This window comes from Halanaerobium saccharolyticum (assembly GCF_004362045.1).
In the GTDB taxonomy this organism is placed as follows: Bacteria; Bacillota; Halanaerobiia; order Halanaerobiales; family Halanaerobiaceae; genus Halanaerobium; species Halanaerobium saccharolyticum_C.
Genome location: NZ_SNWX01000004.1, coordinates 146,937 through 167,239 on the forward strand (window position 1 = coordinate 146,937; position 20,303 = coordinate 167,239).

The 20,303-nt window shown below is 32.6% G+C and carries 19 protein-coding genes; all 19 read left to right on the forward strand.

What is annotated here, in order from left to right; translation table 11 throughout:
• Positions 1-22: 22 nt before the first annotated feature.
• Positions 23-1,465: a gluconokinase gene (locus tag DFR79_RS04450; RefSeq protein WP_133514303.1), complete on the forward strand. Its 1,443-nt coding sequence runs from the start codon at positions 23-25 to the stop codon at positions 1,463-1,465.
• A 3-nt stretch (positions 1,466-1,468) separates the two neighbouring features.
• Complete coding sequence (locus DFR79_RS04455; RefSeq protein ID WP_133514304.1) at positions 1,469-2,113, forward strand: bifunctional 2-keto-4-hydroxyglutarate aldolase/2-keto-3-deoxy-6-phosphogluconate aldolase; 645 nt, start codon at positions 1,469-1,471, stop codon at positions 2,111-2,113.
• A 258-nt stretch (positions 2,114-2,371) separates the two neighbouring features.
• A complete protein-coding gene (locus tag DFR79_RS04460; protein ID WP_133514305.1) occupies positions 2,372-3,559 on the forward strand; it encodes an ROK family protein in 1,188 nt (395 codons plus the stop codon).
• Between the two features lie 5 nt (positions 3,560-3,564).
• Positions 3,565-3,960, forward strand: a complete 396-nt coding sequence (locus DFR79_RS04465) for a hypothetical protein (RefSeq protein ID WP_133514306.1) — start codon at positions 3,565-3,567, stop codon at positions 3,958-3,960.
• Between the two features lie 27 nt (positions 3,961-3,987).
• Positions 3,988-5,157, forward strand: coding sequence for an N-acetylglucosamine-6-phosphate deacetylase (gene nagA, locus DFR79_RS04470; protein WP_133514307.1), 1,170 nt, complete (start codon positions 3,988-3,990; stop codon positions 5,155-5,157).
• Positions 5,158-5,292: 135 nt separating this feature from the next.
• A complete protein-coding gene (locus tag DFR79_RS04475; protein WP_133514308.1) occupies positions 5,293-6,258 on the forward strand; it encodes a TRAP transporter substrate-binding protein in 966 nt (321 codons plus the stop codon).
• A 66-nt stretch (positions 6,259-6,324) separates the two neighbouring features.
• A complete protein-coding gene (locus DFR79_RS04480) occupies positions 6,325-6,825 on the forward strand; it encodes a TRAP transporter small permease (protein ID WP_133514309.1) in 501 nt (166 codons plus the stop codon).
• Positions 6,810-8,093 carry a TRAP transporter large permease gene (locus DFR79_RS04485; RefSeq protein ID WP_133514310.1) on the forward strand — a complete coding sequence of 428 codons (1,284 nt, stop codon included), beginning with the start codon at positions 6,810-6,812 and terminating at the stop codon, positions 8,091-8,093. The genes DFR79_RS04480 and DFR79_RS04485 overlap by 16 nt, the downstream gene beginning before the upstream one ends.
• Before the next feature lie 31 nt (positions 8,094-8,124).
• The gene (locus DFR79_RS04490) at positions 8,125-8,862 is read left to right on the forward strand and encodes a glucosamine-6-phosphate deaminase (RefSeq protein ID WP_133514311.1); all 738 of its coding nucleotides are present in this window, start codon (positions 8,125-8,127) and stop codon (positions 8,860-8,862) included.
• A 246-nt stretch (positions 8,863-9,108) separates the two neighbouring features.
• Complete coding sequence (locus DFR79_RS04495; RefSeq protein WP_133514312.1) at positions 9,109-10,359, forward strand: ABC transporter substrate-binding protein; 1,251 nt, start codon at positions 9,109-9,111, stop codon at positions 10,357-10,359.
• 55 nt (positions 10,360-10,414) lie between these two features.
• Positions 10,415-11,290: a carbohydrate ABC transporter permease gene (locus DFR79_RS04500; RefSeq protein WP_133514313.1), complete on the forward strand. Its 876-nt coding sequence runs from the start codon at positions 10,415-10,417 to the stop codon at positions 11,288-11,290.
• 10 nt (positions 11,291-11,300) lie between these two features.
• A complete protein-coding gene (locus DFR79_RS04505) occupies positions 11,301-12,152 on the forward strand; it encodes a carbohydrate ABC transporter permease (RefSeq protein ID WP_133514314.1) in 852 nt (283 codons plus the stop codon).
• Positions 12,149-14,692, forward strand: a complete 2,544-nt coding sequence (locus tag DFR79_RS04510) for a phosphodiester glycosidase family protein (protein WP_133514315.1) — start codon at positions 12,149-12,151, stop codon at positions 14,690-14,692. Before DFR79_RS04505 ends, DFR79_RS04510 begins: the two co-directional genes overlap by 4 nt.
• A 47-nt stretch (positions 14,693-14,739) precedes the next feature.
• On the forward strand, positions 14,740-15,765 hold the full coding sequence (locus tag DFR79_RS04515) for a LacI family DNA-binding transcriptional regulator (protein WP_133514316.1): 1,026 nt from the start codon (positions 14,740-14,742) through the stop codon (positions 15,763-15,765).
• A gap of 5 nt (positions 15,766-15,770) precedes the next feature.
• A complete protein-coding gene (locus tag DFR79_RS04520) occupies positions 15,771-16,985 on the forward strand; it encodes a hypothetical protein (protein WP_133514317.1) in 1,215 nt (404 codons plus the stop codon).
• Between the two features lie 311 nt (positions 16,986-17,296).
• The gene (gene yhfZ, locus DFR79_RS04525) at positions 17,297-18,232 is read left to right on the forward strand and encodes a GntR family transcriptional regulator YhfZ (RefSeq protein ID WP_133514318.1); all 936 of its coding nucleotides are present in this window, start codon (positions 17,297-17,299) and stop codon (positions 18,230-18,232) included.
• A gap of 10 nt (positions 18,233-18,242) precedes the next feature.
• Positions 18,243-18,617 carry a PRD domain-containing protein gene (locus DFR79_RS04530; RefSeq protein WP_133514319.1) on the forward strand — a complete coding sequence of 125 codons (375 nt, stop codon included), beginning with the start codon at positions 18,243-18,245 and terminating at the stop codon, positions 18,615-18,617.
• Complete coding sequence (locus DFR79_RS04535) at positions 18,617-18,973, forward strand: DUF2620 domain-containing protein (protein WP_133514320.1); 357 nt, start codon at positions 18,617-18,619, stop codon at positions 18,971-18,973. Before DFR79_RS04530 ends, DFR79_RS04535 begins: the two co-directional genes overlap by 1 nt.
• A 45-nt stretch (positions 18,974-19,018) precedes the next feature.
• Positions 19,019-20,293, forward strand: a complete 1,275-nt coding sequence (locus tag DFR79_RS04540; RefSeq protein WP_133514321.1) for a YhfT family protein — start codon at positions 19,019-19,021, stop codon at positions 20,291-20,293.
• Positions 20,294-20,303 lie beyond the last annotated feature (10 nt).

Here is a 20,303-nt window from a genome sequence, read left to right on the forward strand (position 1 = left end):
TATATTTTAGAGGAGGTAAAAAATGTACATTCTGGCTCTGGAGTTTAGTACTTCAGCTGTTAAAGTGACATTGTTTTCTCAGGAAAAGGGAATTATTAAAAACTTAAGCAAAAATTATGATGATACGATTGGAAATATGGAAAGACAGTCAGCGGAGGAACTTTATAAATTTCTTATAAAGACGGCCGCTAAATTAATCAACGGCTTCACTAAAGCAGAAAAAAATAAAATTGAATTAATCACTCTGGTCAGCACCTGGCACAGTTTTCTGGTTTTAGATCAGGACAGAAAGCCGATTACTGATATTTTAACCTGGGCTGATACATCTGCCGGTGAGACAGTTTTAAAATACAGAGAAAACAAAAAAATATCTCAGACGGTATATCAAAAAACTGGCTGTCCTGTTCACAGTATCTATCCGCTCTGGAAGTTTATCCATTTAGATAAAAGCAGTTTAAAGTTTGAGCGGCTATCTATTTCATCTAAGCCGGAATATATTTTCGAAAAATTAACTAAGCGCCGGGCAATTTCTTTAGCATCTGCTTCGGGAACCGGGTTGTTCAATATAAATAATCTTAACTGGGACCAGGATATACTTGATTTTGCCGGTCTCTCATCTGAACAGTTATCACCACTAAAAGAGTATGATTTTCGAGCTTCTTTAAGTAAAAAGGCCGCTCAAAAACTTGACTTAAAATCAGGACTGCCGGTCTTACTTCCCGGCCCGGATGGGGCTTTTAACCAGATAGCAGCCGGTGGTTTAAAATCTAAAATTATGACACTTTCAGTTGGAACCAGTGGTGCTCTCAGGGTTACATCAGATAAAGCTAAAATTCCGGACCAACCATCTACCTGGTGTTATTATGGTGCTGAAGGAAAAAGAATAGTCGGGGCAGCTACTTCTGGTGCCGGCAACTGTACTCAGTGGTTTAAAAAAAAGATAAAAGAAAATAATTCTAATTTTGCTGAATTGGAAAAATCTATCGAGGATCTAAATAAAAAAGAAGCCCCGATTTTTCTGCCATTTATTTATGGTGAGAGATGTCCAGGCTGGCAGGATAAGCGAAAAGCTCAGTTCTGTGAAATTAAAGGCAGCCATTTTTCAGCCGACCTTTATTATGCAGTTCTGGAGGGAGTTTTATTCAACCTTTATCAGTCATATTTAATAATTGAAGAAATGGGTTTAAAACCTGAAAAGATCAGGATTTCTGGAGGTATTACAAATTCTGAGAAGTGGCTGCAGATGGCAGCTGATATTTTCGGAAGAAAACTAATAGTATCTAATTTTAAAGATTCTTCGACAATGGGATCGATTATTCTGGGACTTAATGCTTTAGGCTTAATTGATAAGCTAAGTGATTATCAGCCAGAAGAAGGTAAAGTTATTGATTTTAATTCAGATCGACATCAATTTTATCAGTCACGATTTGAAAAATATAAATATTGGTATCAAAAAACTATTTAAAGGATGATTATAATGAATACAATTAATAAACTGAAGGAGACAGGTATAGTTGCTGTTGTTAGAGCAGAAAATGCAGAAGAAGCGATTGAAATTGCAAAGGCAGTCAAAAAAGGTGGAATTAAGGGAATAGAGATTACAATGACAGTTCCCGGAGCAGTGGATGTGATTTCTGAATTAAGTCAGGAATTTAAAGAAGAGGATATCATAGTAGGAGCTGGTTCTGTCCTGGATGCCGAAACTGCCAGAGCCTGTATTCTGGCCGGGGCGGAATATATTGTCAGTCCCTCTTTTAGTAAAGAGATGGTTAGATTATGCAATCGGTATCAAAAGCCTGTAATACCGGGAGCAATGACAGTTACCGAAGTGATTACAGCTATGGAGGCAGGTGCTGATCTAGTTAAGATTTTTCCGGCCTCACTTTTTGGTCCAGAAATAATTAAGGCTATCAAAGGCCCGGTACCTCAGGCACCACTGCTGCCTACAGGTGGAGTCGATCTGGATAATGTTGCTGAGTGGATAAAAGCCGGAAGTGCAGCGGTAGGAGTTGGAAGTTCCCTGACTGCTGGTGCTAAAACCGGAGATTTTGATAAAGTTACTCAAACTGCGGCGGCTTTTATAGAGAAAATTAAAGAGGCTAGAGAAGCTTAGCTCTAAGATAATATATAAAAGCTAAGTCCTAATATCAAACTGCGGCATAAATATTATTGATAAATCTAATTGAATAGAAACTGGAATCCTGCTGTTTTCTGTAATTTTTAAACGGCAGGATTTTTATAATATAGTTTATCGAATTCATATTAATAAAATAATTTTAAAAAAATTCTATTTTTTTGCAGGAGATTTTGATTTAGTGTTGAATTAATTAATTAGGTTAACTAATAAATAATACAAATTAGGTGATTATATATGACAAATTCACGACATAAATCTTATAAACCCTTAAATATAAGACACGAAAATATAAAACAATTGATTAAACTACTTAAAAATTCGAAAAGAAAACTATCCAGAGCTGATATTGCAAGAGAACTTTCTTTGAGTACTCCAAGTGTCTCATCTATTGTAAATGTTTTAATAGACAGTGATATAATAATTGAAACAGATGATGAGAATATCGGAAACAATGTCGGCAGAAAACCAATTTTACTTAAATTAAATGAAGACTGCGGCTATTTGCTGGGAGTATTAATTTCCGAAAAAAAACTAACAATTGCTCTAGCTAATTATCTAGGTGAGGTAATTAAAGAAGAAAGTTTTTATTATAAAGACAATAATAAAAAGTGTTTAGGTTTTTTAATTGATAGTATTGAACACCTTTTAAAAAATAATCAAATTGATTTAGATAAATTATTAAGTATTAGTATTTCTTTTCCCGGGGTATATGATCATGATGAACAGGAAATAAAATTTGCCCCGCACAGTGGTGACTGGCAAAATGAGCCAATAATTAGCCGATTGAATGAAGAATATAACTGCCAGGTTAAGATGGAGAACAATGTTAATACAGCTGTACTTGGCGAAAAATGGCAGGGTAAGATTGCAAAGAAAAATAATGCGGTATATTTAAAACTGGGAAATGGGATTGCAGCAGGAATTATTATTAACGGCCAGTTATATCGTGGTTATAATAGTCTTGCAGGCGAAATCGGATTTTCTGTAACCAGTTCTAAGCAATTAACAGATAAAATAACTGATAGTGGTTCTTTTGAGCAGCGATTTAATACTGATACAATGCTTGAAGAAATAAGGAAAGAAATTGGAATTGAAGTTTCAGATTTTAATGAGTTAAAGACTATAGTTAAAGATAATCCAGAACTGAGTCGATATATAGACAATGTTAATCAAAATGTTAAGATGTTATTAATTAATCTGATAAGCATTTTAAATCCAGAAGTAATAGTTATTGGAGGAGAATATAGTCAGATAATTGATAATTATATTGTTGATCTAAAATCACAGATTTTAAAAAATGTTCCATTTGCTGCTGAGATTCTAGTATCTGAGTTAGAGGATGAGGTTTATGTTTTAGGAGCAATAGCAAATTCTCTCCAGAATCTTGAAAGAGAGTTAATAAAAAAATATTTTATGGAGTGATTAAATTGAATGTTTTAAAAAGCGATACACTGGGTTATAAGATGATCTTTTCTAATCAGCGATGGGGGGTTGGATATAAAAATTATTCTCCCCAGCAAGATCTGGTCTGGCAGAGACACTTTGAGAGTGATGAGGGATTTATACTTTTATCAGGTAAATGTTGTTTGTTAACTAAAAATGAGGGAAAGATAGATATTAACTGGCTGGAAAAGTCAAAATTTTATCTGGTAAAAAAGAATGAATGGCATTTTAATTTGATGTTTAAAGATGCTGAAATATTTATAGTTGAAAATAATGATGTAAGTGAGTCAAATACTGAAAACGTAAAGCTTACAGAATCGGAGCAAAAATTCTTAAATAAAAATGAAGAAATATTAGATTTATTAAAAGAATTTTCTTAATATTATTACATGGAAAGGGGGTAAAATATGCTGCAGTTATTAAATGCTGATCTGATAACTCCATATCAGATCAAAAAAGCAAATCTTTTAATCCAGAACAAAAAAATTATTAGCATTGGTAACAATATACATCAGGATGCAGAAACTCTAGACTTAACTGGCAAATATATAGCACCTGGTTTTATTGATATCCACTTACATGGGGGTGGCGGAGCTGATTTAATGGATGGTGATGTAGATTCCATTTTAAAAATTGCTGAAAGTCATATTAAGTACGGTACCACAAGTTTTTATCCTACTACTTTAACAGCAAAAGATGAAGAATTATTTAAATTGTTTGATAATTTAAAAATAGCAATATCCAAAAATAACAAAGGTGCCAGAATTATGGGGGTTCACTTAGAAGGTCCATATTTATCTGCTAATCAAAAAGGAGCTCAAGATGAAAGATTTTTAAAAGAACCAATCGCAGAGCATTATAAAAAAATTATAAATAGTTCAGATTATATTGCGCGAGTTACCGCAGCACCAGAAATACCAGGAGCATTAGAATTGGCATCTTTTTTACAGCAAAAAGGTATTATTGCATCTATTGGGCATACTGATGCAGAATATCAGGATATGCTCAAGGCGCTTGAACATGGATATAGTTTACTGACTCATTTTTATTCGGGTATGAGTTCCTTAAAGAGGGTAAATGGTTCTAGAGTCCTTGGAGCTGTAGAATCAGGATATTTATTTGATGAATTTAATGTGGAAATTATTGCAGATGGATATCATCTGCCACCTGAATTATTAAAATTGATTTATAAGATAAAAGGAGCAGACAGTATAGTTTTAGTGACAGATGCTATGCGTGGTGCAGGAATGCCGGAAGGTAAGTCTATTTTAGGTAGTTTAGAAAATGGTATAGAAGTAATAATTGAAGATGGAGTTGCAAAGATGCCGGATCGTCAGGCCTTTGCAGGCAGTGTTGCAACAATGGACAGGCTTGTTCGAAATATGATTAAATTAGCAGATGTTCCCTTAACTGAAGCAGTTAAAATGGCTACACTTACTCCAGCAAAAATAATGGGTATTGCTGATCAAAAAGGAACTATCTCTCAGGGGAAAGATGCTGATTTGGTTATTTTAAATAAAGAATTAGAAGTTGAAATTGTTATTGTAGAGGGAGATATACGATATCAAAAGGGATAAGAATTATTTTTTAATTAATTAGTTAGTTAACCTAATTAATTAACTATTAAGGGAGGTGATGCTGCTAATAAAAGCGATATGGAGTTTTTATGGTCTTTAGAAATTATTAAAACAAAATTATGGGGGTATAAAAAAATGAAGAAAATTTTATCTTTGCTTTTCGTATTTGCTTTGTTATTAACCTTTGGGCAGACTGTTATGGCTGAGACAATCACTTTAAAACTCGCTGAGAATCAACCTGCAGATAACCCTGTGACAAAAGCAGATCTCTATTTTGCTGACTTAGTTGAAGAAAAAACAAATGGGGAAGTAGTAATTGATGTACACTATGGTGCCACTTTAGGTCAGGAAGCAGAAACAATTTCTATGGCTCGTACTGGTGTTGTTGCAATGGCAAGAGTAAATGCTGTACCACTGGCAGAAGTTGTAAGTGATGTTGGAGTATTTAATCTACCTTTTATTTTCAGTAATTATGATCATCTCTGGAATGTACTAGAAAGTGATGTTGGAACAGAAATTAATAGCAAACTTGAAGAAGTTGGTCTGGTAGGTCTTACCTGGTTTGAATCTGGTTTTAGAAGTTTTTATACAACTGAACCGGTAGCAGAACTAAGTGATCTGGCAGGAATGAACATCAGAGTTCAGGAAGCTGAATTACCAATGAAAATGGTGGAACTTCTTGGAGCGAACCCAACACCGATGCCTTATGGTGATGTTTACAGTGGCCTACAGACTGGTGTAATTGATGGTGCAGAAAATGATTATGTAAGTTATTATACTTCAAGTCATTATGAGGTTGCTCCATATTATGCAGTAGATAATCATATACATCCACCAGCAATTATCATAATGAATAAAGCTAAACTTGAAAGTCTTTCTAAAGAACATCAGCAGGCAATAATGGAAGCTGCAGAAGAAGCAAAAGAATTTGAAAAACAAGAAATGAGAGCTTTCCAGGATGAATCTAAAGCAAAAGTATTAGAAGCTGGAGTAGAAATTACAGAAGTAGATACATCAGAGTTTCAGGAAGCAGTAATGCCACTTTATGAAGAGTATCCTGAGCTCCAGGGTTATATTGATAGAATTATTGAATTACAATAAACACTTATTTACAGGTATAATCCTCTGCAAAGGGGATTATACCACTTTAAATCTGGGGGTAAGCTTATGCCAAAAAAATTGTTAAATCAAATTTATGAAGGTATTTATAAAATCATAACTTTTATCTGTGTTTCTTCATTAATAGTTTTAGTAGCTTTAGTCTTTGTATCAGTGGTTATGCGTTATGTATTTAGTTCGCCAATTAGGGGGGCTCAGGAGTTTTCGATATATTTATTATTATGGTTTGGATTTCTGGGAATCATTAAAGGTCATAGAGATGGAAACCATATTAGTATAACCTTTTTTGTAGACAAGTTACCTGAAAAAGGGAAAAAAGTAATGAATTTATTTTCAGAATTAATGATTATGCTATTTAGTGGAACAATGTTTTATCAGGGGCTTAAGTTATATGAATACAATATAATTAGTCCATTACCTGCTACTAATATTCCTTCGAGAACACTTGCTGTTTTAATAAGTATAGTAGGGATAATGTTAGTAATACAGAGCACTATTAAAATGTTTTTTATGGTGTTTAGGGAGGGAGAAACATGGAGCCGGCAATAATTATACTCTTAGGATCATTTTTTCTTTTAATATTTTTAAATGTCCCGATAGCTTTTGCAATGGGTATATCTTCGGTTTTAACAAGTTATTATCTAGACATTCAATTAATCATGGTATTCCAGCGCATGATTTCTGGTTTGAGAACCTTTACTTTTCTGGCAGTTCCATTTTTTATTTTAGTCGGATTAATTATGGGGAATTCCGGTATTTCTGAAAAGATAATTAAATTTGCAAGTCTTTTTATCGGTAGAATCAAAGGTGGATTGGCCATGGTTAATGTATTGGCCAGTATGCTTTTTGGTGGAATTTCTGGTTCATCATCTGCTGATGTATCTTCAATTGGGGCTCTTTTAATTCCTTTGATGCAGGAGGAAGGATATGATGATGATTTTTCGGTTGCAGTAACTACAACTTCTTCAGTTCAGGGAGTAATAATTCCACCAAGTCAAAATATAATTTATTACTCACTTGCTGCTGGCGGTTTATCTGTTGGACGTTTGTTTATAGCTGGTTATATACCTGGAATTACCCTTGGTATATTTTTGATGGTCTTATGTTATATTCTAGCTAGAAAGAGAGATTATCCAACTGGTGAAACCATTGCCTTAAAAGAGGTGCCTAAGGTTGTGTTTGATTCATTTTTAGGACTATTTACTATAATTATAATTATTGGCGGTATTGTAGCTGGAGTATTTACTGCTACTGAATCAGCGGCAGTGGCTGTGGTTTATGTTCTGTTTTTATCTCTCTTTGTCTATAAGTCGCTGACTATAAAAGATATAATTAAAATTTTTAATCAGTCTATTGGCACACTCTCAATGATCATTGCAATAATAAGTACCTCGAGTGCTTTTGCCTGGCTGCTGGCTTATTTAAATATTCCACAGCTATTATTAAATTCACTCCTAGGCATAACTGAGAATAGAATAATTTTATTGCTTTTAATTAATGTTATTCTGCTCTTTTTGGGAATGATAATGGACATGGGAATTATAATCTTACTTATAACTCCAATATTACTGCCGATAGTTGTACAACTTGGAATGAACCCAATTCAATTTGGGATCATGATGATGTTGAATCTGGGTATTGGCTTAAATACCCCTCCAGTTGGGACATCTTTATATATAGGCTGTGCAATAGCCGGTATAAAAATTGAAGAAACTTTAAAGATCTTAGTGCCATTTTACATAGTAATGGGAGCAGTGCTTTTATTAACTACATTCTGGCCAGAATTTACATTATATTTACCAGATTTAATTTTCTAATTACAATTAATCAAATAGGAGGAAACAAAAAATGAAGATAAATGTTTATCAAGACAAAAAAACAACAAGTAAATATGCAGCAGAAAGAGCTAGAGAGATTTTGATTGAAAGTATCGAAAAAGATGGGGAAGCAGTATTTATTATTGCTACCGGTAATTCTCAACTTGATTTTTTAGCAGCACTGGTAGAGTTTGATGATATAGATTGGTCCAAAACTAAGCTTTATCATTTGGATGAATATGTAGGTATAGATGAAACTCATAAGGCCAGTTTTAGAAAATATATTAAAGAAAACTTCATTTCTAAAGTTGGTGAATTAAAAGAAATTAATTTAATTGATGGCATGAATGATCCAGAAAAAGAATGTCAGAGGTTGAATCAAAAAATTAAGGAAGAAGATAAAATCCAGGCGGCATTTGTTGGCATAGGTGAAAACGGTCATCTGGCTTTTAATGAACCACCTGCAGATTTTGAAGAAGAAGCGCCTTTTATTATTATTGAGCTGGATGATGTTTCCCGAAAACAGCAGGTTAAAGAAGGCTGGTTTGAGACTATTGCTGATGTTCCCAAAAATGCGATTACGATGACAGTTAAACAGATTATGAAGTCAGAAAATATTATCTGCACAGTGCCCGGTTCAAGAAAAGCCGAGGCTGTAAAAAATTGCCTGGGAGATGATAAAATTTCAGTTGACTGTCCTTCCTCAATTTTAAAAGAGCATAAAAGTACAGATGTCTTTTTAGACGAAGATTCGGCAGAATTGTTATAAATTAAAATTATAAATAAGACTCCCTTTTAAAAAAACGGTAGTATAAAAAAAGTGGGACATAGAAGGGAGTCTTTTTATAAATACGATTTTAAATATCTTAAATATTTTGAATTTGACAAAAATAATAAAGTGTGTAATAATATAATAAAGTTTTTTAAATAAAATTGCTAACGATGGCAAAAAAAATTAAAGCAAGGAGGTTATTTTTTGAATTATTTTGCCAACGATGGCAAAAAGGGGGACAAAATGAGAAAAAATATTATTTTGCTGACTTTTTTACTTATCGTTCTAGTTTCTATTTCCGTAGGTGCTGAAGACATAGTTTTAAATTATTACTCTCATGGCGTAGAAAATGGTACCAGAATGGATATTATTGAAGAGTTTGAGGCAACACATCCTGGAATAAAAGTAAATTTAGTAGAATTACCACAGGATACAAATAAAAAGTTACAGATGATAAATACTATTTTACAGTCTCAGGATAATTCAATGGATATTTTTGATTCTGATGTGACATGGCCACCAATTTTTGCAGCTGCTGGTTGGGTAGAGCCTTTAGATGGCTACTTATCTGAAGTTGAAATGGACGATTTTTTACCTGGACCGGTTGGTGCAGTAACATACATGGGTAAAGTATGGGGAGTTCCTTATCGTACAGATGCTGGAATGCTCTATTACAGAAAAGATCTTTTAGAAAAACATAATAAAGAAGTGCCTAAAACCTGGGATGAATTAATTGAAACTTCCAGGTATATTATGGAGAGGGAAGAAGGAATTAAAGGTCATGCAGGTTCCTGGGCTCAATATGAAGGTTTAACCTGTAACCTGATGGAATTTGTCTGGAGTTATGGAGGAAAAGTGTTTAATGAAGAAGGAGAAGTAGTCTATAATAGCCCTGAAACAGTTGCAGCTGTTTCAACAATGACTGATATGATTAATAAAGATAATATTATGCCTAATGGTATAGTTAATTTTTATAGTGGTGATGCAAGAGCGCCTTTCTTCTCCGGTAAACTTGTATTCTTAAGAGACTGGCCAAGTGGATGGCGTAAGTCCCAGAATCCTGATAACTCTCAGGTGGTTGGAAAAGTGGGAATTGCAGCTCTTCCAATGGGAAGTCCTGATCAGAGAAGTTATTCCACTCTGGGCGGCTGGCAGGTAATGGTTTCTAAGTATTCAGATCATAAAGAAGAGGCAGTTGAATTTGCCAAGTTCAGAGGCGGTAAAGAAGCTCAGAAGATGGCTGCTCTAGGTCTAAGTCATATTCCTGCTAGAGAATCATTATATTCTGATTCTGATATTCTAGAAAAAATGCCTTTTATTGAAGATATGTTTCCTGCTTTTGTAAGTGCATACCCAAGACCTAAGTCTCCTTATTATGCAGAGGTTTCCAATATTCTGCAGGTGGAAACACAAAAAGCATTTGTAGAAGATAAAACAGCAGCAGAGGCTGTAAAAGATGCTGATCAAAGAATTAAAGATTTACTGGGACAATAACTAATAAAATCTGGGGCTATGTTCGCATAGCCCCCAAACTATTGGGGTTGATTGAATGAAGGCTAAAGACAAAATGGGATATTTATTTATTATTCCTTCTTTAATTTTGATTTTTGCTTTAATATTGTATCCTGTATTTAATACACTTTATTTAAGTTTTTTTAACTATAGGGTTCAGACAATGGCATTAGGAAAGACTTTTGTTGGTTTAAGAAATTTTATTAAAATCTTTAATGATGAGACTTTTTTTAAATCATTAAAATTTACCCTGCTTTTTACAGTAGTAGCAGTAAGCATGGAAACCATAATTGGAATGATCTTTGCTAATATAATGAATAGAAAACTTCCAGGTCAGGGAATTATTAGAACTTCAGTTTTAATCCCCTGGGCTATTCCTACAATAATTTCAGGTTTGATGTGGAAGTTTATGTACAGTCAGCAGTACGGCATAATTAATCATATTTTTTTAAAGTTACAGTTTATTAAGGAAGCAATTCCCTGGCTCAGTGATTCTTTTGTTGCTGTTATCGCAGTAATTATTGCAGATGTCTGGAAAACAACACCATATATGTCGCTTTTAATCTTATCCGGCCTTCAGACAATTCCGATTCAACTTTATGAAGCAGCAGCGATAGATGGAGCAAATAGAAAAGATATTTTTCTTAAAATTACATTACCACTAATTAAGCCGGTTTTATCTGTAGCTATTTTGTTCAGGGTGCTTGCTACTTTTAGAATATATGATTTAATTGCAGTTTTAACAAGTGGTGGCCCGGCAAATGCTACTCAAAGTTTATCTTTATATACTATTAAGACATACTTTGATTTTGGGAATATTGGTTATGGAGCTGCACTTGCAACTGTGACTTTTATAATTTCCCTACTCATTAGTTTATTGTTTTTAGATTCTCTTAAATCAAAATTGGAATAGGGGAGATAAAATGCTAAAATTATCAGATATTAAAAATAATAAGTATTTAGTAAATTTCTTATACCTGATATTTTTTATATTTTTTGTTGGTACAATTGCTTTTCCTTTTATCTGGCAGTTTTTAAATTCTTTTAAAACACAACGGGATCTTTTTAGTGTGCCGCCAACATTCTGGCCAACTGAGTGGACTTTAGAGAACTATATTGATGCTTTTACCAGACAGCCTTTTTTGTTATACATAAAAAATAGTTTTGTAATTGCTATTTTAAGTACCTTTCTTTCTATTACAATAGGTAGTCTGGCCAGTTATTCGATATCCAGAACAAATATAAAGTTTAAAAAAACATATTTATTATTACTGTTAAGTATTACTCTTTTACCACCAATCACAATTGTTAACCCTTTATATATGCTCATGAGAAGCTTGAATTTGTTAAACTCTTATTTGGGGCTTGCAATTGTAAATACAATCTTTGGACTGCCGCTTGCAGTCTGGTTTTTATCAGGTTTTTTTGATACGATTCCTAAAGAATTAGAAGAAAGTGCTTTAATAGACGGAGCAACCATTTTTCAGGCTTTTTATAAAATAATTGTTCCTTTAGTAATTCCCGGTATTTTTACGGTCAGTATTCTAGTTTTTATAGCTGCCTGGAATCAATATTTATTTGCTCAAATTTTAAATCCGCTCAGGGTTAGAAGGACTATTACAGTTGGAATAACACTTTATCAAACGGATTACACAATTCCCTGGGGAACAATTTCTGCAGCATCAATTATTGTCACTGTACCTCTTTTGATTTTAGTATTATTACTGCAGAGAAAAATTATTTCTGGAATGCTAGAAGGTGGAGTAAAGGGATGAGCAGAGAAAAATTTAGCAGTATATATAATCAAAACTATATAGGTGGATCTTTTTTGAGAAAAGAACTTAAAGGGCATTTTCAATTTTATCGTTATAATTATGCTGCTTTAAGTGTAGATGCTGCTAAGGGTAATTTTAAGATGAAGGATTCACTAAATGATTTTTTATTTACAAAAAATATAATTAGCAAAAAGGAATATAAAGCTTTTTATGATTATTTAAGAGAGTATTTCTATTCGTTTTCAGAGCTTGCAGATTTAAGTGATGAAGAAATTTATGGTGAAATTCAAAAGCATAGATGGAATATTTATAGGGGTCAAGCTTTTTCAGATTTAAGAGAACTTAGAAATAACAATTTAAAAAAGTGTTATAATAAATCACAACAAATTAATGATTTAGACTCTTTGTTAAAAGAAATAATCTACTCTGATTTAGAAATTGAGAAGAGGAAAATGCAGAGTCCAATAAATAAAATTGAGAACCTAAAAAAAGAAATTTTAAGAAGTGATAAGGAACTAACTTTAATTGCAGATCACTATACTCAGCTGCCTTTTTTATTGAAATTAATTTCTGATAACCTACTTAATGGAAAAAAAGAAATTGAGATTAAAATTAATCTTTTATTAAAAAAAAGGACTACGGTAGCTGAACCTGATCTCAGTGATTGGGAATATTTAAATAGCATTGCCAAAAATGATCAATTAGAAAGTTTAGTTCAAGACTATAGATTTAAGCTTTTATCATATAATAGTTACAGTCCTGGAATTGATTTATCAGAGCTCGATCTGGCTGTAAAAGAGATATTTTCAAGAGCAGTAAAAAGAAAGAGCCTTGTTATTGGTTTTGGAGAAAGTTTAATTTTTTCACTAAATCAATCTAATTTTGACTATTATATTTTAGCTGCAGTCAGATCAATTAGAGCACAGCGTTATACAAATCTTTACCGGAATGGATCTGTAAACATACCCTTTATTGCCGCTAAAGTTTTTGCAGGCGAAACTGCAGCCTTAAATTTTTCTGGAGTAGAGCTAATTGATAAAACCTTATACCATTATAATTATTTATTTGATAAGATAGGAAGGCATAAAGATCAGAGTATAAATGAATTATGTCCAAAAATTAAGTTCAATTTTTATTCAAACACATTTTTAGACTCTGATTTGCCAGAGTTTGAAATTAATAGGAAAAATAATTTATCAAATATTGAAAGTATCAAACAGGCAAGATTTAAAGCAATAATTGAAAATAATAATAAGCTAATTTATCAGAGTTCTTATTATGATTTAAAAGATTTTACTAGACTTAATAAAATTAATAATTTGAAAGAAATTGAGGAACCTCTTATTTTTAACAGTATTATAGTTAAAGATCCAGCAAAAATAGAATTAAAACCCTTTTTAGCAGAAGGCACTAATAATGGTATAGTTTCAGCTCGTCAATTAGTTAAAAAATCAATTCAGCCTAAAAATTCAGCTTTTTATCATAACTTTTTATACTTCCTTACAGATAAGTTGATTTCTGATTATAATGAATTGAGAAAAGAGTATCCGTTAGAACAGTTAAACTTGGACAATATATTTTTGGGATATTACCTGCAAAATAGGGGTAGCAGAAAAGAAAGTTTTCCCCTGTATAATAAAGGTTTTATGGGTTATAGTAATTCTGGTCAAATTATTTTTGGTAATAGGAGGCTTGAGGGTGGAAATTTGGAGATTAATGGTTATAAAATTTCCTGGACAAAAGAACAGGTCAATTCTTTAGAGAAAAATTTTGATTTTATAATTTATACTCCGATGATTGAAAATGAAAGTTTAGCTGAAAAAGTTATAGATTTTCGCAATTATAAATACTTTATTGGTAGAGATAGGTTGAATCTGTTGTTGATTGATAATAAAATTGTAGTTGTAAAAGAGGGAGAGCTAGTAATGCCAAGTATTGGTGTAGTTCTTTCTTTTGTTGGAGAAATGAAAGCTAAGATCAAGAGAATCTTAAATTTAGAAGAAATTAAAGGCCAGTATTATCAGACAGCTGAATATAATTTAAATATAAAACTTGATCCTCCTTCTGAAATAGCTAAAAAAGACTGGGAAGATATAGTCTGGGCCTATGGTGGTGGGACTATTTTAGTTAAAAATGGTGATAATCTTGTTAAAAATAGAGAAAGCCAGATAGAAGCTTTTAAAAACGAAGGCTGGTTTCATCCCCTTTCTAAAAGAACTCAGGAAACTCAGCTTCAAAAATGGGAAAGGGGTCCAAGAACAGTTATTGGAACTACAAAGGATCAAAGATTTTTTGTGGCAACTTTTTCAGGTAGAACTCGTTTAAGCTGTGGAGCTAATTTTGCTGAAGTAGTAGAAATTTTAAAGAAAGAAATTAAAAATTTAAACTGGGTAATGAATCTTGATGGTGGAGCATCAAGTTGCTTAGCTTTAATTTATAAAAAAGAGTTTTTTGAACTAAACTATCCTGCGGTTTCAAATTATACGGCTGCAGGAATGGCAAGACCTGTTAATTCAATGATCTTTATAAAAAAGAGATAAAATAAAGCAGTAAAAAGGTCTAGTTAACTCAAAAAGGAGTTTTTAAAATGAATGAAGATAAATATACTGTTAAAGACATAGCCAAAATGTCTGGTTTTTCTGTCAGGACAGTATCGAGGGTAATCAATGATAAACCAAATGTAAAAGATGAAACAAGAGCAAAGATAAAGAAAATATTAAAAGAAACTGGTTTTCAGTCAAATATTTTTGCAAAAAATTTAAGAAAAAGAGATATGAAAAATATTATGATCGTTATCGAGAAACAGAAAAAAATCTATCCTGGTCAGTGGTATACAAATATCTTACAGAAAATGATTAATACTGCCTCCAGTAAAGGATATAATGTTTTCATGAAAGAATATGTGCCAGAAAAGGCTAAAGAAGAATCAGAGGCTTTTAAACTTTTGCGATCAGGCTTTGTCGATGCTGCTGTAGTATTCAATATAAGAGAAAAAGATGAAAAAGTAAAGATGCTAAAAAAATTAAACCTACCTTTTGTTACTATTGGAAAGTCGGTTGAATTTGATGAGGTTCCATATGTAGTTAGTAATAACTGGCAGGGAGCATATCAGGCCGCTGATTATTTGATAACTCAGGGGAATAAAGAATTAGTTTTTATGGTGGGTAGTAAAAAATATACGATTAATAAGGATAGAATTTCCGGTTTTAAAGGAGCATTAAAAGATAATAATGTTAATTTTAGAACTAATATGATTTATGAAGATATAAGATCATTTAAGGATAGTTATAACTTAGCAAAGAAATTGATTGCTGAAAATAGAGTTCCAGAAGCTTTTTTTATTTCTGGTGATGAAAAATCTTTTGGTGTTTTAAAGGCTTTAAATGAGAAAGGTTTTAAGGTTCCAGATGAAGTTTCAGTTATAGGGTTTGATAACATTCCAATTTCTGAATATGCTATTCCCGCTTTAACTACAATAGAACAGCAGGCAGATAAAATTGTTCAGGAAACTGTAAATATTTTAATGAATATTTTAAATAATAATGATCAGGAATTTGAAATGCAGAAAGTTATTCCAACTAAATTAATAATAAGAGATTCAACAGGGAGGTAATAATATTGAAGCTGGCAATGGTGATTAATGTCTATATAGATACAAAAATAAATAAAAAAAATAAATTTGATCATCCTACAGATTTTGATAATTTTGAGAATGAAAATACTTTTGTTAAAACTATTGCAAGTATTAATAAGTTGAGAAAAACTGAAGATGATTTAAGCTTATATATATTTGCTGTGGCAGCAGGTGAAGACAGAAGTCATGACCAGGAAATTAAAAAGAAAATAAATAAGATATTAAGAAAAAGCAGCTATCCATATTATCTATTTACTAATAGTGATGTAAAGCAATTAAATGATTATGCTAAGAGTAGATTTTTTTCAGTTAGTGGTTATCCTGAGATAAGAAATTTGGGGTTAATCATTCCCTCACTGCTTAATGAAGACATTATTATTCAGATAGATGATGATGAATTATTGCGGAAAGACTATTTAATGACTTTAAAACGGATTTTAAAGGATAACCCAGATAAATATCTTTTTACTGCCCCTTACGAAAAAAATGGAACGACTGAAATAAATAATAAGGATTCTTTAAAATCATGGCGAAAATTTTATTCAATGCAAAAAGATATGAATAGATTAATGAAAGATCAAAGTTTAAAAGAAACACTTTTTGGTTTTGGTGGTAACATGATTATTAGAAATGAACTGGCTGAAAATTCTTTATATCCCTCCGGTGTTCCAAGAGGTGAGGATTTTTCTTATCTTTTAGCAAATAGATTGATATATGAAAATGGTAACCCCGAAGCTGGAATAGAAAAGAAAAATGAAATTTATAAAGCTTATTTTTCACCTTTAAAAGAATTAACAATAATTCATGAACCTCCAGCTGAAGCAAAAAGTAACTTTTTATTTTATTTAGAAAAGAATCTAAAGAGATTTATTATGGAATGGAGTATTTTTAATAAGCAGGATAACTTATCAGTTTCCGAATTAAAAAATTTGTCTTATTATTTAGCAGAAATGTTTGGTTATGATGATTTTAAATCTAAATTATTAGATATTATAGAAGAGGTTAAAGTTAATTATGATTCTAAAACAGCCGAAAACTTCGAAAAAGAAATACTCAGTTTTTATGATCAATGTAGTAAAATTAACAGGTTTGAATTATATAAAAAAGATCAGAGCGATTATATAGATTTTCTTGACAATTGGAAGGACAATAATGAATTTAGAGAGCTGCTTTTAAGTTTCAAAATAAATAGAAATTAGAATAAAAAAGAGTATATTTTTATAATAATGCTTGCAATATATTATAAACCTTTTTAGATTATAAGTCTTATTGAAAATTAAGATACCAGAGATTGGGGAAATAGTAGTTATATGATAAAAACGAACAATCTCTGGTTACATTTAAATAATCAAGGTACTTGTAAAACTTTTTAAAGAAGATTTTTAAAATAAATCAAACTAATAGTTGCAAAATTTTAAATCTTATGCTAAACTAATATACAGAATACAGTACATTGTATTTTATTTTTGTGCCATTGTACAGAAAATTGTATATTAAAAGGAGGAATTTGATGGTTTCTGAAATAAAAAGCAAAATGATGTCAAAAATAGGATTTATAACTTCCATGCTGGCCCGGGACTTTTTCTTAAAAAATAAAGGCGAAAGAATTGACACAATTAGTGGTTATGCAGAGCGCTACAATACAGGTCGGGGTACTATCCAGTCTGCTATATCATTTTTAACTGAACATCAGGCTGTAGAGCTGGAGTCAAAAGGACATTTAGGCAGCTATATTCTTGATTTAGATTATCATCTGCTCTGGGAAATTGCAGATCTGGGAATGATTATGGGACTTTTACCACTTCCTTATTCTCTGCGCTATGAGGGGCTGGCAACAGGCTTAAACCAGGAGTTTAAAAAGGCAGATTTTAATTATAGTATTGCCTATACCAGAGGGGCAGAAAAAAGACTGAATGTCCTGAAAGATGACAAATATGATTTTATAGTTTTATCAAAATTTGCAGCTGATAATTATGATGATCAGGACCAATTTGAAATTTTTTGTGAATTTGGACCTGGAACCTATCTTTCTAAACATGTGATAGTTTTTTCGGATCCGGAAGCTAAAGAGATTGAAAGTGGAATGAGGATCGGTCTTGACTCAACTTCAATTGACCATAAGCTTTTAACAGAGTTGGAATGTCAGAATCGTGATGTAGAATTTGTAGAATTAACTTATATGAAAATTATGGAGCATATAAAAAATAAAACTATAGATGCAGCAGTCTGGAATTATGATGAGATTAAAGATTTAGATAATATAAACTTTACTGAGCTGCAAAATGATAGTTCTATTTCCAAAAATAAAGATATCAGTAATGCAGTTATTTTAATTAATAAAAACAGCAAAATGATCAGGAGACTTTTAACTAAAACAATTATTCCTGAGGAAGTAATTAAAACTCAAAAAGAGGTATATAATCATAAATTAATTCCGGAATATTAGGGGGATAAAAATGGATTCAAAATTAAAACAGCGCCTGGAGATACTGGTAGCAGGTGAGCAGCTGGAAGCTGAGTTAAAAGAAAAAATTGAGGATTTGTTAAAAAAATTTGAGTCTGATTTTGAGCTTGAATTAAAAAATGAGAATGCAGCTATGCTGGTGACTCACCTACCAATGGCCTTGATGAGAATTAAAAGAGGTGAGGAAGTCGAAGATTTAGATGAAGTAATTTTACTGGAATTAAAAAAAGAAAATTTTTATTCTGAATGTATGGATTTTATAGATCAGATAGAAACTAAAACTAAAATTAAAATTCCTGCTGGAGAGAAAAACTATCTGGCATTACATTTTTGCAATTTAATTAAACAGGAAAGGAGGAAAAACTAATGAAAATTGTAGTTGGAGGTCAGGTTGATCGTCAGGAGATAGCCAATAAAATTAAGGAAATAGCTGGAGAAAAGGTAGAAGTTGAAGTGATGGATGATATTCAGGCTGCTACTGCTATTAAAAGTGGAAATGCTGACTATTATTTTGGTGCCTGTCATACAGGCGGTGGTGGCGCTCTGGGAATGGCAATGGCGATTTTAACCAGTGCTAAATGTGCTACTGTATCGATGCCTGGTAGAGGACCTAAGGCAGAGAAAATAAAAGAGGAAGTAGATGCTGGTAAGGTTGCCTTTGGATTTACCGCAGATCATATTGATAAAACTGTAACACTTTTACTAAAAAATATCTTAGATTAAACAAAGATTAAACAAACTTAATAATCTAAACGAGGAGTGTATAAGATGCAGACAATTTTAATGGCATTAATGGGTGGACTGGCAGCAATACTTACCAACAAGGGGATTGCAGTTTTTAATGATGGACTGCGGCCGATTATACCCGAATATGTTGAAGGAAGAATGAGCAAGCGCGATCTGGCAGCTACCTCATTTGCGATGAGTTTTGGTCTGGTAATTGGTTTTGGAATTCCTTTTAGTTTATCAGCCAATATCCTGTTAATACATAGTATTTTACTGGGAACAGATATTATTGGTACCTGGGCCCCGGACAGCAAAAAGGGAATGGCTACTGCAGGTATTGTTGGTGCTCTTTATGGGCTTGGTTTGATGTATGGACTTGAATTTGTAGTTAATATTTTTGAAAAAATGCCTGTTAATTTCTTGAGTGATCTGGGTAAGGTTGGAGACCCAATAGTTGTTGCCTTTGCTGCCTTCCCTGCTTTAGCAGTCGCTTATCAATTTGGCGTCAAAAAAGGTGCATTTACTCTCCTGGCAGCAGGTATTGTTAGACAGTTGGCTGTAACCTTTAGTCCCCTGATGCTGGGTGGGCTGGAAGTAAACGTTAATCCTGAAGGAATGGCTTTAATTACTGGAATGATTATCTTACTAATTTTTGCTACCAGAGAAAAAAGCAGCAGCAGTAATGTTGGTGATCTGGTTTCAGTCTTTAGTGAAAGAGTTGCCAGAATCAAAAAGAATCTGCCTCTGCTGGCTTTAATGGGAGCTCTAGTTGCGGCAGCTACTGGCTATCAAATTTTAGCTGGAGATCCAATTTCTTTAAACTTAATGAAAGAAGGCGCTCTAAATGAAGCAGCCCTGGCAGCACTTGCTCGTGGAATTGGATTTATACCTTTAATTGCTACTACAGCAATTGCAACAGGAGTATATAGTCCTGTTGGAATGACCTTTATCTTCGCTGCAGCTTTATTCTTAAAAAATCCACTGCTGGCAGCAGCTGCCGGTGCGATAATTATATCTCTAGAAATATTATTCCTGGATAATCTGGCAGGACTGCTGGATAGATTTCCTGGAATCAAAAAAGCTGGAGATAATATCAGAACAGCAATGTCTAAACTGCTGGAAGTAGCTCTTTTAGTTGGTGGTATGAATGCAGCTAATGCAATTATGCCTGGTTTTGGATTTCTCTTTGTTGCTGGGCTTTATATTTTGAATGAAATTGGAGACCAGCCGATAGTTAGAATGGCAGTTGGACCGACAGCAGCTATTTTAGTCGGAATTATTGCCAATGTTTTTGCCTTACTTTCTATCTCGTTTTAATTTAAGCTGA

Excerpts from the sequence above, each read along its gene's own strand:
- DFR79_RS04450 (WP_133514303.1), top strand. The coding sequence starts at position 23 with ATGTACATTCTGGCTCTGGAGTTTAGTACTTCAGCTGTTAAAGTGACA.
- DFR79_RS04455 (WP_133514304.1), top strand. The coding sequence starts at position 1,469 with ATGATTATAATGAATACAATTAATAAACTGAAGGAGACAGGTATAGTT.
- DFR79_RS04460 (WP_133514305.1), top strand. The coding sequence starts at position 2,372 with ATGACAAATTCACGACATAAATCTTATAAACCCTTAAATATAAGACAC.
- nagA (WP_133514307.1), top strand. The coding sequence starts at position 3,988 with ATGCTGCAGTTATTAAATGCTGATCTGATAACTCCATATCAGATCAAA.
- DFR79_RS04475 (WP_133514308.1), top strand. The coding sequence starts at position 5,293 with ATGAAGAAAATTTTATCTTTGCTTTTCGTATTTGCTTTGTTATTAACC.
- DFR79_RS04480 (WP_133514309.1), top strand. The coding sequence starts at position 6,325 with ATGCCAAAAAAATTGTTAAATCAAATTTATGAAGGTATTTATAAAATC.
- DFR79_RS04485 (WP_133514310.1), top strand. The coding sequence starts at position 6,810 with ATGGAGCCGGCAATAATTATACTCTTAGGATCATTTTTTCTTTTAATA.
- DFR79_RS04490 (WP_133514311.1), top strand. The coding sequence starts at position 8,125 with ATGAAGATAAATGTTTATCAAGACAAAAAAACAACAAGTAAATATGCA.
- DFR79_RS04495 (WP_133514312.1), top strand. The coding sequence starts at position 9,109 with ATGAGAAAAAATATTATTTTGCTGACTTTTTTACTTATCGTTCTAGTT.
- DFR79_RS04500 (WP_133514313.1), top strand. The coding sequence starts at position 10,415 with ATGAAGGCTAAAGACAAAATGGGATATTTATTTATTATTCCTTCTTTA.
- DFR79_RS04505 (WP_133514314.1), top strand. The coding sequence starts at position 11,301 with ATGCTAAAATTATCAGATATTAAAAATAATAAGTATTTAGTAAATTTC.
- DFR79_RS04510 (WP_133514315.1), top strand. The coding sequence starts at position 12,149 with ATGAGCAGAGAAAAATTTAGCAGTATATATAATCAAAACTATATAGGT.
- DFR79_RS04515 (WP_133514316.1), top strand. The coding sequence starts at position 14,740 with ATGAATGAAGATAAATATACTGTTAAAGACATAGCCAAAATGTCTGGT.
- yhfZ (WP_133514318.1), top strand. The coding sequence starts at position 17,297 with ATGGTTTCTGAAATAAAAAGCAAAATGATGTCAAAAATAGGATTTATA.
- DFR79_RS04530 (WP_133514319.1), top strand. The coding sequence starts at position 18,243 with ATGGATTCAAAATTAAAACAGCGCCTGGAGATACTGGTAGCAGGTGAG.
- DFR79_RS04535 (WP_133514320.1), top strand. The coding sequence starts at position 18,617 with ATGAAAATTGTAGTTGGAGGTCAGGTTGATCGTCAGGAGATAGCCAAT.
- DFR79_RS04540 (WP_133514321.1), top strand. The coding sequence starts at position 19,019 with ATGCAGACAATTTTAATGGCATTAATGGGTGGACTGGCAGCAATACTT.